Source organism: Bacillus sp. AFS015802 (assembly GCF_002561455.1).
In the GTDB taxonomy this organism is placed as follows: domain Bacteria; phylum Bacillota; class Bacilli; order Bacillales; family Bacillaceae_B; genus Rossellomorea.
In genome coordinates, this window is sequence record NZ_NTUP01000013.1 from 72,839 (window position 1) to 86,619 (window position 13,781).

Consider the following 13,781-nt stretch of genomic DNA (forward strand, 5'->3'; position numbering starts at 1 on the left):
TTTTTATCCGTGTTTGTGCTCATATTTAACAAATAACGGAAGTATAAGGGAAATCATAAAGGCCATTAGGACAATGAGGGCGAATGTAACCGGTTTTGATAACCCTTGTTCAGGTGCAATCACTAAACCGAATATCACGGCTGGAACGATAATGAGAAAGGAAACTAAAAATTTTGAACCAAAGCTGATCGTATGCCTTTTTCCACATTGACTGCATTCAATCGGCTTATAAGAGCTCCAGATCGAAAATAATAATTCTTTCCATTGAAATTGATTCTTACATACAGTACACTTCTGCAAAACATTTCCCCCTAGGTATTACAACTGCATTTTTCTCTAGTTTACCATTTTTGGCATCAAAGGAATAGGCCATATTAAAGGTCCGTCCCTCATCTCTCTATCGGTTTCGGAATAATAAGGATAAAAGAAGGGATTTCATTCTTTCAGACGAATATTGTACTATAACACTAATTTGTAAGGAGTAACGACAGTGATACAATCATTCAAGTTAAATGTCCAGACATTGGGTCAAAGAATGCCCGTATATATGTTTCAGGTCGATGATGTTTTGGTCGATACGGGACCCTATAGTATGAAAAATGAAGTCCGTTCCATTTTTAAAGAGCTTCCGATCAAACGAGTCATTCACACTCATCATCATGAGGACCATACCGGGAATAGTGCCTGGATAGAAAGATTTTATTCCATTCCTCAATGGATTCATCCCCTTGGAGTGAAAAAATGCACTCAAAGAACCAAACTGCCTTTCTACCGGGCGTTGTGCTGGCATAATCGTTTATCCTTTCATCCCATGCCCCTTCAGCAGAAGGTTTTTGAGACACAACACCATACGTTTGAAGTCGTCCATACACCGGGACATGCCGAGGACCACATTGTTCTTATTGATGAAGAAAAGGGCATTTGCCTTTCCGGTGATCTATACTTATTTCATTCCCCCACTTCTAATTTTTCGTTCGAATCAGTTCCTGAATTGATCCGTTCCATAAGCAAAACATTGTCATACTCTTTCGAGGAGGTATATTGTTCTCATCAGGGATACCTGAAACAAGGAAGAAAGCTATTGGAGAGGAAAAGGGATTATCTTCTTCACCTTCAAGACTCAGTGACCAAAGCTCATTTGGAAGGAAAATCACCAAAGGAGATCCGAAAACAATTATTGCCCAAAAACAGACTATTTCAATATATCTCACTCTTTGAAAACTCCCCCAGCCACACCGTAAAATCAATCATCAAAGATATATCCTAAAGAAAAGGTCCGTCCCTCAAGTGTGAGGGACGGACCTTTTCTTTAATAGTTTTCCAGGCGGGGAAGGCTTCGCTTGATATCGAGCTTGATAATGATATCCACTATCCTGGTTCCAATAAACTGACAAGCTATGGCAAATAGAATGATATTGAAATCTACGACGATTCCTGTAAAAAGTAACACACTACCATTAATAATGAATAATGTTTTCCCTGGTGAGTACCCTCTCAGCTTAGAAATGATAAGGGCTAAAATGTCCATTCCCCCTGAGGATGCCCCCATCCTGAAAAGGATACCGACACCGATACCAAAAAGGATGCTCCCAATTAGAAGATCCACGAACACAAATGAAACAGCACCAGTGAAAAAAGGGTCTAAAACGTCTACCACCACTGATGTGACTGTTACGCAATACATGGTCCAGCAGGCATTGTCCTTACCAAGCCATTTCGCAGCTGCACCCAAAAAACAGGCATTCAACCCCCATAAGCTAACGGCAAATGGGATATGCAGCAGGTAGTTAAGCAGTACACTCACACTTGCTGCACCACCGGAAGGAATGAAGTGGGGAAACAGAAACACAGCCATGGCCAAACCTTGTACACTTGATGCTATCCCTAATAATGCAGCTTTTTTCAAAATATCCATATGTACATTGCTCCATATTCTATAAAGGACTCTCTTTCATAGTCTAGTAGCTCTTAATAGAATCTGCAACAACTATTAATTATGAACACCTTGAATCTCCTAACAGACTATGAACCTATCTCCCGTGAATCATAAAACCTGCCCATTCTTATTCGCCACCTTCTTCTCATGCTCAATCAGCCATTTTTTTCTGGAAAGACCTCCTGCATATCCCGCCAGATCACCACTTGCTCTGATCACTCTGTGACAAGGTATGACGATGGCCAGCTGGTTACAACCATTGGCTTTGGCCACTGCACGAACGGCCGACGGATGATCAAGGTTTTCTGCAACCTCCGTATAAGACCTTGTTTCTCCAAATGGAATTCTCTTTAGTTCATTCCAAACATTGTTTTGAAACGGGGAGCCAAGCATATGGAGAGGAGTCTGAAAAGCTGACAAGTCTCCATTGAAATAAGCGTTCAGTTCCTTTTCAATCGAACGAAGAGGCTCTGAGGTCCCAGGGATGATGGCCGCTTTTGTTTTCTCCCTCAACCTTTCCACTTCCCGCTCTAGTCCCCTTCGGTCAACAAACTCTAATAAATAAAGAGCTTTTTCATCAGAAATCCCGATCATTGGCCCGAGTTTTGTATCGATCCACGCTACTTTAAACACATGACTGTGCTGGGAGAAAGTTGGAGACGTTCCCATTATCCTTGAAAAAGCATCTCTAAACCCGCTGCCAGATTCATAACCTGTTGCATGTTGGGCATCAATGACCAGCGCTCCAGATCTGATTTCCTTCATGGCCAGCCCCATTCTGCGGGCTCTCGCATATTCAACAAATGTCATGCCGAACCTTTTCTTAAATTGGCGCCGTGCAGTGGATGCATCGATGGATAACTCTTGAAAGTCCTTATCCTTCCAACGCTTTTCCGGATTGCCCTCTACCTCCTCCACCAACATTTTCACCACTTCTGATACACTATTCGGATGAGATAAAGGCTTACATCTCTTACATGGACGAAAGGACCCCAGCAATGCTTGTTCTGCTGTTTCGAAAAATTCACAGTTTTCGAATTTTGGTTTTCTGGCTGGACAAGCCGGACGGCAAAACACACCCGTTGTTTTCACTCCTACGTAAAAAACACCTTCATAGTCTGTTCTCTTTTCCACCAATGCTTGATAATATTCCAGTTGCAATTCAAAAGAAATCATCCTTAACCCCTCCACCTTTTGTTCATAATTCTATTATAACGACAATAAAAAAACGATGCCGCCGAAAATCAGGCATCGATTTTTTATGCAATGGGACCGTTAAGATTCATTTATAATATTAAAATGTTCTACATCAGTAATTTTTTACTTATCTACCTCTATCACAATATCCCCAACCCGTTCACGATTATCCTCAACCGTGATCTTCCACAAACCGGCTTCCTTAAACGACAAGATTATCGGTACCGAATAAGCTCCTTGAGTGAATCTTGATAACCCATTCTTCACTTCGATTTGCTCCACTGAGTCCTCTTCCCCTTTTTTTTCAAGAAAAATGATCAGATTCTCATGATGTCCCCATACCAATAATGATGTCTGATATTCTTTTTTAGCCTTAAACGTCTTATTGAATGCTATGGCTGCTTCATTCTTCTCCCCCTGGAACAATTCGATCTCACCTTCATCATTTTCGACTTGAATAATCGCACTTTCACGCCACTCCTCATTCTTCACAACGACATAATTCAAAATAAATAAGATTCCTGAAATCACGGTCAACGTGATCAAAATATTTCTGAATGAATTTGTCTTTTTAAAAGAATTCAATAATTCAGATTGAGGAGCAACTCTTCCAGCTATAAGAAAAACCCCTACAATGCCGAGTAACAAACACCCTAACACTAAATACATATAATCCCCCCTCTTTCACCTTACTACCTATACATACGAAGCCCACACACAAAAGTTTCATATTTTTGTAAGCCAGCGTGGGAAGAACCTCTTCTGTTTTTCTGAGAAAAAGCAGGGATTTCCCTTTCCGGTGGAAAATGTATCACTATAACGATAAATGAATAGAATAGGAGTTTTTCACATGAAACTGTCAACCGAGCAATGGAACAAGGGAAAAGCCTATATCCAACAGAATGCAAGGGCTCTTGAGCAAAAGTTATTCAACTATTACTTTGAAGAGGGAAGTAAAGATGAAGCCATTGAGGAGTTATCAACTTATCAGAACACAGACGGGGGATTCGGTCACTCCATCGAGCCCGACTTCCGCCTGGCGATTTCCTCCCCCTCTCGCTACGACGATCGGATTACAGCATGCAAAAGTGTTAAATCTCCCTGCCAATCATCACATCGTCCAACAGGCAATGGATTATTTGGATAACGCATACAACGAGGAAATCAACGGTTGGAATGCAGTGCCAGAGGGAGTTAATTCTGTGCCCCATGCTCCCTGATGGCATTTCGACCGAGAAAAGGGACATTGCAGCGTCCAAACGACCTGGGCAAATCCAAATGCAGAAATCGTCGGATACTTTCACCGTTTTCAACCTGGGCATCCCCGGCTTCATGAGTGGACAGAACTGGCGGTCCATGAGCTTTCTAAATTAGAAACACCGATTGGAATGCACGATTTCCTTTGTTACCAGCGGATGCTGAATGAAGTAGATGGAGATACGAAATCCAATCTGTTCAATATCCTTGCTTCACATGTACAAAATACGGTGTGCACCGATCCAACAAAATGGAATGCTTATGTCTTAAAGCCGCTGCAGGTAGCCGGTAGTCCTTCTTCACCATTTTATGAGTCAATGGGAGATGTAATTCATATGCAATTGGAGAAGGAGATTGAATTCCAGCACCCTGATGGGTATTGGGAGCCCAATTGGTCATGGTTTGGCCGCTATGATGAAACATGGCCGGTTGCCGAGAAGGAGTGGCGGGGGATTTTGACCCTGGAGATGCTGAGGATCCTCAACTCATATCAATACCTTGACATTTGGCATGATTGATAGCTATATATACCCTGCAGAAAAACTCCGGAAAACGTTTGATCCGGAGTTTTTCCTATCATATAAAGTTATTCTCAAACCAATGCTTCGCTTCATCCACTTCTTCACGTCGAAGCTCATGTCCGCCTTCTGTCCAAAACTCAGTAACGTGAGAACCGGCCTCTTTTAAGTTTTCCACCAGTTCCTTTGTCTCACCCAAGGGAATCAGTGGATCTCTCTTACCCGCTCCAATAAAGACAGGAACGGTGGATAAATCCGGTAATTGCACCCCGCGTCTCGGAACCATGGCGTGAAATAAGATTCCGCCTTTTAATGCTCCCTTCATGTGGTACATCAAGCTTGCCGCTATGTTTGCTCCATTGGAATAGCCCAGGGCTACGACGTTGTGACGATCAAACCCGTATTCCTTCGCGCTTTCCTCAATAAATTGATTCAACTCATTCGTACGGAATAATAAATCTTCTTCATCGAAAACACCTTCACGTAAGCGTGCAAAAAAACGGGCCATTCCATTCTCTTCCACGTTCCCTTTCACACTTAATACGGAAGCTTCCGGTGCAATCATTTCAGCGAGGGGCATTAAATCGCGTTCATCCCCCCCTGTCCCATGAAGCAATAAGAGTGTCGGCCATTTTTTGTTTCCTTGTTTGAATAGATGCTTCACCTTATTGTCCCCCTTTTTCTTTCGTATCCAATGGTTTTAACTTCGCTTCAATGGACTCTCTTTGGGCTTCAAAATATGGTGGAAGGGATAAATTTTCTCCTAATGTATCAAATTCCTCATCCGTTTCAAACCCGGGACCATCTGTCGCAAGTTCAAATAGGATCCCATTAGGTTCACGGAAATAAACGGAACGGAAATAGTAACGCTCAACAAAACCTGAATTCGGTAAACGGTTTTCCGTTATCCATTCGACCCATTTCTTCAATTCGTTTTCGTCTTCAACACGGAATGCAACATGGTGGACACTTCCTCTTCCCGGTCTTTCTTGAGGGATGTCACTTCTCTCTTCAAGATACACTTCTCCCCCGGTTCCGCCTTCCCCTGTTTCAAATACCCGGATGTCTTTTTGTCCCTCTGTGTCAGAAGGAAAACTCCCTGTTTCTTTAAATCCTAAAACATCAGTCAAAACAATGGCTGTGTTCTCCCCACGTGCAACGGTTAGGGTGATAGGACCTAACCCAACCACCCCATGTTCTACAGGAACCGGACTCTTATCCCATGGTATTCCACCAGCCACTCCTTCATTCGATTCATCTGATACCAGCATAAGTCGCTGTCCTTCAAAATCACGGAAGCTCAATGTTGCGCGTCCAGTGCGATGGGAAATGTCATCATGATCCACATCCAACTCTTCAAATCGGCGCTTCCAATAAGTCAGTGATTCATCTGTGTTCACTCTTAAGGAAGTTAATGAAATACTGTTCGTGCCTTTATAGGTGTTCCCTGCATGGGGAATCTCAAAGAATGTAAGGTCCGTTCCAGGATTACCTCTTTCATCTGCATAAAAAAGATGGTAAACAGAAGTATCGTCCTGGTTGATTGACTTTTTCACCAGTCGAAGTCCCAGTGTTTTGGTATAAAATTCATAGTTTTTCCTCGCATTTGCTGTTATGGCTGAAACGTGATGCTGCCCTTTTAATGGTTTCAAGTTCATTTTATATTCACTCCTCAAGAAGTAGTATTTCCTTATACCTTTATCATACACAATAATTATCTTTAATTCAAGATATTTAATTTCAAAGCTTTATTTTTAAATATTAAAAATGGCTGAAGTAAAAATAAAAAGCATCCATACAAAAGGTACGGATGCTTCTCAATCTTTTCGGTTAAACGACTTCATTGTTTTTGATCGTCAGTGCCTGTGACAAAGTTGATGTAATGGTAAGGTTCTCAAAATTCAAACCAAGTTGAACCGCGGTTTGGGCAATTTCCGGTCTCAGCCCTGAAAGAATCGGTTTCACACCGATTAGCTGAAGCGCATCGATTAGCTGAAAGATTTGATGCGCTACCATCGTATCGATTAAAACGACGCCTGATAAATCGATAAATAATTGGGAAACTTCCATTTCGACACACTCTTCTAATGCATTCTGTAAAATCAGTTCCGCTCTTGATGGGTCAATGTTACCAACAAGAGGCAGCAGGGCCGTTTGAGGATTCAATGATATGATCGGTGAGCTTAATTCATTAATGATTTCCTGCTGATTCTGTATCTGCTGATCCACCACTTCCGACTGCAATTCGACAAAACGCAGCATCACTCGATCGAATGAATCTTGAATCACTTTGTTCCACATGTTAAAGGGCTCAAAGATGTCTTCATCCATGTGTTCTTCGGCATATTCTTTCAAAAAATCCAGGTATTGATTTCTGACCCTCATAAATTCCTTAAGTATATAGTGAGTGGGGGTTTCTAAATGTTCTTTATCTTTGGCAATGGACAGGACCCATTCATCGATTTTCTTATAAAAGGTCTCTCGATCCTCTGCAAACACATTGCAAAGAATTCCATGAAACTCAAAGTTTTGATTTTTTAATGTTTCTATCACCTTTGGGTCAGCTGAAGAATAAACACCGGTTGTCGTACTTTTATCCAATGAGTTATACCATTCATCTGTCAATTGACGAGCCTTGCTTAATAAAAATGTATGTAATTCTTTGCTTCTATGCATGTATGATTCCTCCTATGATATCCATCAAAATGATCAATTTCCTCTTCCCTATAAGACGTCATGTGAAGTCGGGAAATCACACTCTTCCAAGTAGCATTTAATCAGATCAACAGCCAGTATGTCTCAAGAATTTTTCGACATTTTCCTCTACCACCCCCTATTATATAACACATTCAGGTCATAATGCCATTCGGAGTATTTTTCTGTTCGGAATTATTTTTGAGTGGATTCTTTTTTCCAGACAGATCTACTTTGTGATTTGATCATTTTTACGAATTAATAATAAGATTTTTCAAAATAATTACATCATTTTGTAAATAAGGTCTACAATTCACAATATAAAGTGTATAATGGGGGTATAAACTAAGATACTGGATAAAGTGAGTCTCGATATACTATTTCGATGAAAGAATATCTCAACTGGATACCAACCATAAATCTTAATATGATGTCGTAATCCTGCTACTTGGTCATTTGTCAAAATAGTTGGGAGCTGATGAGAGAGTGAAAAACAATCTGACAAGAAGGTGTATTGAAACACTTGCTATCCAAAGTGCCTATCATTTTTGCGAGTCAATCGGAATAAAACCCAGTTTGCTCAATCTATCGATGGTCTCGGGATTCTCAGAAGAACGAATATTGGAAATACTCGAAACGAAGTTTAGTAATCAAAGTGTTAAAGCAGAAGATCACTCTTTTTAACTCTGTATTTTCCCCTTTATTACTCTACAAGCCGATTACCCTTCATCCCCAAATGAAAGTCCTTTTCTTTACGTACCTATCCATTTTTATTCTGATATAGATGAACCTCTGTTACCCTGTCAATAGAAACATAAGAACAGACTTTAGAACGTATCCAGCTAAAGAGCAAAAAGGCAACTTCACACTGGGAAGTTGCCTTTTTCGTATAATATTTATAATACGTTGAAGTATCTTGCTTCCGGATGAGCGAAGACCATTGCCGTTACCGAAGCTTCCGGTTCCATCATACATCCGTCCGTCAACTGGATTCCGATTGTTTCCGGTTGTATAAGCTTAAACAGCTTTTTCTGATCTTCGAGTTCTGGACAGGCGGGGTAACCGAACGAAAACCGTTGGCCTTGATAATGGGTCCGGAATCGGTCCTGCATGGTCAAGTCAACTGGATCAGGAAAGCCCCATCTGCTCCTCATCATCTCATGCACCCTTTCGGCCAGCCCCTCCGCTGTTTCTAATGCTATTGCCTGCAGGGCGTGACTTTCCAGGAACCGTCCTTCTTCCTTCAACTCTTTCGCCCACTGCCTGATTCTCACACCGGCCGTTACGGCAAAGAAACCGACATAATCCATTTCTCCGCTGTCTACCGGCCGCAAATAATCGGCTAAACACAAATGCTGATTTCCCCTTTGTCTTGGAAAATGAAATCGTTCTATTTCTGTGGAAAAATCATCCGGTTGATAAATAATCACATCATCTCCGTCTGATTGAGCAGGAAAGAATTGATATCTGGCGGAGGCCTGAATCATCCCTTCCCTTTTTGCTTTTTGGAATAACTCATCCGTGACGGCTTTTAGACCGACAGTCCGTTCGTCCCCTTCTTCCAGTAATCTTGATATTTTACCTTTTATCCCCAAATGATGACCAAGAAGCATTTGCTGATTAATATATGGATGTATTTGATCAAGGGAAAACTCTCTGATGGTGTGTGGAATGAAGTCAGATGGAACATAAACTTTTACATCCTTTGCAACAGTTGAGCGCACTTTCACTGCAACTGAAGATGTAATTTGATTCGGTGAGTCTTCATTCAAAACGGCTTTACTTAATTTTTCGCGACTCTCTGCTTCGAGCTTCAGCCTGGTTTCTTCATGTTGGATTCCATTCATGATGCCAAGTCCATCCATGGCATCCTTCGCATAAAGAACCAATCCATCATATTCCCGTCCGATTTTGTTTGTTGTGAATTTCCGTGTGAGAGCCGCTCCCCCCACTACGAGAGGGACTGAAATATCTGACTGCTTTAAATCTTGAGCCGTGATGACCATTTGCTGGGCAGATTTCACAAGGAGCCCGGACAAACCTACGATATCGGGCTTCTCTTTCCGGATGACTTCAATCAGTTCCTGCGGTGTTACTTTAATACCTAAATCGATCACATTAAACCCGTTATTACTGAGGATAATATCAACGAGATTCTTACCGATATCATGGACATCCCCCTTGACCGTAGCTAAGATCACCTTCCCCTTAGTAGATGAACTTTCGGTTTGTTCCATATGCGGTTCCAAATGAGCAACGGATGCTTTCATCACTTCTGCACTCTGTAATACTTCCGCTACAATCAGCTGGTTATCATTAAATAATCTCCCCACTTCACTCATTCCGGCCATCAGGGGACCGTTAATGATATCTAGGGGCGCATCATATTTTTGAAGAGCAAGGTTCAAGTCATCAATCAGACCTTCTTTTGTCCCTTCAACTACATAATGAGCCAGTCTTTCTTCAAGGGTCATGGTGTTGACGGGAACCTTTACTTCTTTCTTTTTGCCTCTGTAGAATGCTGTAAATTCGGCAAGGGTCTCATCTGTCGTCTCAAATAAGAGTTTTTCGGCCATTCGGATTTCTTCCTCAGGTATAGAGGCAAAACGCTCTAACTTTTCCGTATTGACTATGGCATAATCAAGGCCGGCTTTCGTACAGTGATAAAGATACACAGCATTGAGCACTTCTCTGCCAACAGGAGGCAGTCCGAAGGAAACGTTGCTGACCCCCAGTATATGAGGACATTCCGGTAAGGCTTCTTTAATCTGCCTGATTCCTTCAACTGTGGCATTGGCTGATCCGATGTATTGCTGATCTCCTGTTCCGACAGGGAAAACGAGAGGGTCAAAAATGATGTCTTCTGAGGCGATCCCGTATTTTTCTGTTAACAGTTTATGTGAACGAAGGGCAATCTCTACTTTACGGGCGACTGACACTCCCATTCCTTTTTCATCGATCGTCCCCACCACAACCGCCGCTCCAAATTCCTTTATCAGTTTTGTAATCTTCTCAAACCGCTCTTCCCCATCTTCAAGGTTAATAGAATTTATGATGACTTTTCCTTGGGAATATTTCAAAGCGGTCTCAAGTACCTTTTCATCCGTAGAATCAATGACCAGAGGAACCTTCACTTTTTTTACCACTTCCTGGATAAACGCATTCATATCATCTACTTCTTCACGATCGGGATCAGCAAGGCAAATATCAATTACCTGAGCTCCATTTTTCACTTGTGCTCTCGCTATCTCTGATGCTTCTTCTATCTTATTCTCTGCAATCAAACGTTTAAATTTACGTGAACCTATGACATTCGTCCGTTCACCGACCAAAATGGGTCTTCTGTCTTCGTCTTCGTAGACGAACGCCTCAATTCCCGACACTGCATGAGGGTGTGACTCATTGGGTTTACGGGGAGGTAATCCCTTCACCACTTCAGATAGGGCCCGGATGTGCTCCGGTGTCGTTCCACAGCACCCTCCAACAAGATTCAGCCATCCTTTCTCTGCAAAACCTTTCATTTTTACACTGAGTGAATCAGCGGTCTCATTGTAATTCCCCTCTTCATCCGGAAGTCCTGCATTAGGATAACAGCTGACATAGGAAGTGGCCAGACTCGATAAGGAACGGATATGGTCACGCATGAATTCAGGGCCTGTTGCGCAGTTGAGACCGACGACCAAAGGATTTAAATGTTCAAGGGATAAATAAAACGCTTCAATCGTTTGCCCGGCAAGTGTAGTGCCCATCGGCTCAATGGTTCCGGATAATAAAATCGGGATTTCTTTCCCCCTGGACTCAAAAGCCGACCGGATTCCGAGGTTTGCCGCTTTAACATTTAACGCATCCTGACTCGTTTCAAGTAACAGTACGTCCACTCCTCCATCGAGAAGACCTTCTGCTTGAACCCGGTAGTTGTCTGCCAACTCATCGAAGCTCACCCCTCCTGTAACGGATAGGGTCTTGGTGGTGGGACCAAGAGAGCCTGCCACAAATCTGGGCCAGCAGCCGGTTGAGATATCTTCTACTGCTTTTCTGGCGATTTCAGCTGCCACTTTATTGATTTCGTATGCTTTATGACCCAACCCATATTCGTCCAACACAATCGGAGTGGCTCCAAACGTATTCGTTTCAATTACATCGGCACCTGCTTTCATATATTCCAGGTGAATCTGATAAATGACCTCCGGCGCTGTCAAAACCAAATTTTCATTACATCCTTCAAGCTCTTCCCCGCCAAAATCTTCAGGGGATAAATTCGCTTGTTGAAGCATCGTTCCCATTGCTCCATCGAGTACGAGTATTTTTTTCCTAAGCTGTTCTTCAAACAAAGTGATGGCCATAGGGAACCTCTCTTTCTGTGATGGTTTTCTCTTGTATATGATGAATGAGCTCAATGCTCATATCGTACCTGACAAAAGGAGTGATTAGATAAATACCATTGAAAAGATCTATTGCCGTATCAAGTAAGTCTTTCGCTATTTCCATTCCGACGGCTCTTGCAATGACGGGATCACTTCCCGCTTCCCTCATTCTTAGTCTTGTTTCTTCCGGAACATTGATCCCCGGTACTTCATGATGGAGAAACTCTGCATTTCTCGAACTGATCAATGGCATGATTCCGATAAAAATCGGAACATCTAAATGCTGCGTAGCTTCATGTACCTGGACCAGCTGTTCTTTGCCGAAGATCGGCTGAGAAATGAAATAGTCAGCCCCTGCTTTCTTTTTCTTTTCAAGCCTTTTTACAGAAGCATCCAAATGACGGAAATTCGGGTTAAAAGCTGCGCCTACTGAAAATTGAGTGCGTTCCCGGAGTGATTTACCGGAAAAGGATATCCCCTCATTGTTCTGTTTAATGAGTTCGATGAGTTCAAGGGAAGATAAATCATAAACGGAGGCTGCCCCGGGGAAATCTCCAATCTTGGCCGGATCACCCGTAATCGCTAATATATTGTGTATACCTAATGTGTGTAAGCCCATTAAATGGGACTGAAGTCCAATCAGGTTTCGATCCCGGCACGTAATGTGAACGAGGGGGGTCAGGTCATATCTGGACCTGACCAGGCTTCCAATGGCATCATTACTGATACGGGGCGATGCCAGCGGATTGTCAGCAAGCGTAAGTGCGTCAATCCCGGCCCCCTTCAAAGCCTCAGCTCCTTGGAAGAATAGCTTCGTGTCTAGATGCTTAGGTGGATCTAGTTCAACAATGATCGTTTTCTTTTCCCTTACCTGCTCATGCAGCAGGTTACCCTTGACAGAAGATGCTGATAACTGAACAACCTTTTTCTTTTTTACGACTTTTTCCTTCACGGGCTCCCGGCTTTTTAACCTGCTTGCCACTGAACGAATGTGATCGGGTGTCGTACCGCAACAGCCCCCAATGATCCTCGCACCTTGCTGTCGCAATTCATTGCTGATATCCCCAAAGTAGTCAGGTTCAGCAGAATAATAGAATCGGCCTTCTTCATAGTTCGGGAGGCTTGCGTTCGGATAAACGGACAGAAACGCCCTTTTAGGCAACGGAACTTCTTCCAATGAGTTCACCATATGGAATGGACCCATGCGGCAATTGATGCCGACAACATCGGCCCCCAATAATTCTAATTGCCCGAGGGCATCTTTTATTTCCATCCCATTTTGAAGAACTCCGGTTTCATGAAGGGAAACTTGAGCAATGACAGGAATGTCCGCTTCACGCTTCGCAATGTTTAACACAGTGGTCAATTCCTCGAAATCGTAATAGGTTTCAAGTAAAATGCCGTCTACACCCTCTAATAATAAACAGTATAGCTGTTCCCTGAAGCTTCTCTTGATTTCTTCCAACGACACATTTTGTTTAATCGCCCTGATTCCCCCGATGGTGCCCAGAATATAGGTGTTGTCACCCGCTGCTTTTCTTGCCAGACGCACGGCAGCCGTATTTATTTCCTTTACCGAATCCTCCAATCCGTATCTGGAAAGCTTTTGGTAATTGGCCCCATACGTATTGGTCTGAATGATATCTGCTCCAGCATCTATATACTCTTTGTGGACTTTCAATACTTCATTTGGGTGGGAAAGATTCAATTCTTCAAAACATCTATCCACTCCATATGAATACAACAGTGTCCCAATCGCTCCATCAGCGATCAAAATTCTCTCTCTCAGTGCTTCCAGTAACGGTTTCATGACAT

12 protein-coding genes are annotated in these 13,781 nt (G+C 42.6%); 3 read left to right on the forward strand and 9 right to left on the reverse strand.

Annotation, left to right across the window (positions count from 1 at the left end; all coding sequences use genetic code 11):
* Window positions 1-3: 3 nt before the first annotated feature.
* Window positions 4-300 (reverse strand): TIGR04104 family putative zinc finger protein, encoded by a 297-nt coding sequence (locus CN378_RS09350; protein WP_098351622.1) that lies wholly within the window; start codon window positions 298-300, stop codon window positions 4-6.
* A 190-nt stretch (window positions 301-490) separates the two neighbouring features.
* On the opposite strand from CN378_RS09350, the gene CN378_RS09355 reads away from it, so the two are divergent.
* Complete coding sequence (locus CN378_RS09355; RefSeq protein ID WP_098351623.1) at window positions 491-1,267, forward strand: MBL fold metallo-hydrolase; 777 nt, start codon at window positions 491-493, stop codon at window positions 1,265-1,267.
* A 42-nt stretch (window positions 1,268-1,309) separates the two neighbouring features.
* Here the strand turns inward: CN378_RS09355 and CN378_RS09360 are convergent, their stop codons facing one another.
* The 3 genes from CN378_RS09360 to CN378_RS09370 form a co-directional block, all read right to left on the reverse strand.
* Window positions 1,310-1,915, reverse strand: coding sequence for a YitT family protein (locus CN378_RS09360; protein WP_098351624.1), 606 nt, complete (start codon window positions 1,913-1,915; stop codon window positions 1,310-1,312).
* Between the two features lie 129 nt (window positions 1,916-2,044).
* The gene (locus CN378_RS09365; protein WP_098351625.1) at window positions 2,045-3,112 is read right to left on the reverse strand and encodes a bifunctional transcriptional activator/DNA repair enzyme AdaA; all 1,068 of its coding nucleotides are present in this window, start codon (window positions 3,110-3,112) and stop codon (window positions 2,045-2,047) included.
* Window positions 3,113-3,256: 144 nt separating this feature from the next.
* The gene (locus tag CN378_RS09370) at window positions 3,257-3,802 is read right to left on the reverse strand and encodes a hypothetical protein (RefSeq protein WP_098351626.1); all 546 of its coding nucleotides are present in this window, start codon (window positions 3,800-3,802) and stop codon (window positions 3,257-3,259) included.
* Between the two features lie 181 nt (window positions 3,803-3,983).
* Here CN378_RS09370 and CN378_RS09375 point away from each other — a divergent pair, with 181 nt between their 5' ends.
* Together CN378_RS09375 and CN378_RS09380 are read left to right on the forward strand one after the other, a co-directional pair.
* Window positions 3,984-4,280, forward strand: coding sequence for a hypothetical protein (locus CN378_RS09375; protein WP_098351627.1), 297 nt, complete (start codon window positions 3,984-3,986; stop codon window positions 4,278-4,280).
* Between the two features lie 241 nt (window positions 4,281-4,521).
* Window positions 4,522-4,908, forward strand: a complete 387-nt coding sequence (locus CN378_RS09380) for a hypothetical protein (RefSeq protein ID WP_142323589.1) — start codon at window positions 4,522-4,524, stop codon at window positions 4,906-4,908.
* A 58-nt stretch (window positions 4,909-4,966) separates the two neighbouring features.
* On the opposite strand, the gene CN378_RS09385 is transcribed toward CN378_RS09380, so the two are convergent.
* From CN378_RS09385 to CN378_RS09405, 5 genes are all read right to left on the reverse strand, one after another.
* Window positions 4,967-5,572: an alpha/beta hydrolase gene (locus CN378_RS09385; RefSeq protein WP_098351629.1), complete on the reverse strand. Its 606-nt coding sequence runs from the start codon at window positions 5,570-5,572 to the stop codon at window positions 4,967-4,969.
* Between the two features lies 1 nt (window position 5,573).
* Window positions 5,574-6,566: a ring-cleaving dioxygenase gene (locus CN378_RS09390; protein WP_098351630.1), complete on the reverse strand. Its 993-nt coding sequence runs from the start codon at window positions 6,564-6,566 to the stop codon at window positions 5,574-5,576.
* A gap of 172 nt (window positions 6,567-6,738) precedes the next feature.
* Window positions 6,739-7,584, reverse strand: a complete 846-nt coding sequence (locus tag CN378_RS09395; protein WP_098351631.1) for an STAS domain-containing protein — start codon at window positions 7,582-7,584, stop codon at window positions 6,739-6,741.
* A 914-nt stretch (window positions 7,585-8,498) separates the two neighbouring features.
* Window positions 8,499-11,945, reverse strand: coding sequence for a methionine synthase (metH, locus tag CN378_RS09400; RefSeq protein WP_098351632.1), 3,447 nt, complete (start codon window positions 11,943-11,945; stop codon window positions 8,499-8,501).
* Window positions 11,926-13,776 carry a bifunctional homocysteine S-methyltransferase/methylenetetrahydrofolate reductase gene (locus CN378_RS09405; RefSeq protein ID WP_098351633.1) on the reverse strand — a complete coding sequence of 617 codons (1,851 nt, stop codon included), beginning with the start codon at window positions 13,774-13,776 and terminating at the stop codon, window positions 11,926-11,928. Before CN378_RS09405 ends, metH begins: the two co-directional genes overlap by 20 nt.
* Window positions 13,777-13,781 lie beyond the last annotated feature (5 nt).

Excerpts from the sequence above, each read along its gene's own strand:
- CN378_RS09360 (WP_098351624.1), bottom strand. The coding sequence starts at position 1,915 with ATGGATATTTTGAAAAAAGCTGCATTATTAGGGATAGCATCAAGTGTA.
- CN378_RS09365 (WP_098351625.1), bottom strand. The coding sequence starts at position 3,112 with ATGATTTCTTTTGAATTGCAACTGGAATATTATCAAGCATTGGTGGAA.
- CN378_RS09370 (WP_098351626.1), bottom strand. The coding sequence starts at position 3,802 with ATGTATTTAGTGTTAGGGTGTTTGTTACTCGGCATTGTAGGGGTTTTT.
- CN378_RS09375 (WP_098351627.1), top strand. The coding sequence starts at position 3,984 with ATGAAACTGTCAACCGAGCAATGGAACAAGGGAAAAGCCTATATCCAA.
- CN378_RS09380 (WP_142323589.1), top strand. The coding sequence starts at position 4,522 with ATGCACGATTTCCTTTGTTACCAGCGGATGCTGAATGAAGTAGATGGA.
- CN378_RS09390 (WP_098351630.1), bottom strand. The coding sequence starts at position 6,566 with ATGAACTTGAAACCATTAAAAGGGCAGCATCACGTTTCAGCCATAACA.
- CN378_RS09395 (WP_098351631.1), bottom strand. The coding sequence starts at position 7,584 with ATGCATAGAAGCAAAGAATTACATACATTTTTATTAAGCAAGGCTCGT.
- metH (WP_098351632.1), bottom strand. The coding sequence starts at position 11,945 with ATGGCCATCACTTTGTTTGAAGAACAGCTTAGGAAAAAAATACTCGTA.
- CN378_RS09405 (WP_098351633.1), bottom strand. The coding sequence starts at position 13,776 with ATGAAACCGTTACTGGAAGCACTGAGAGAGAGAATTTTGATCGCTGAT.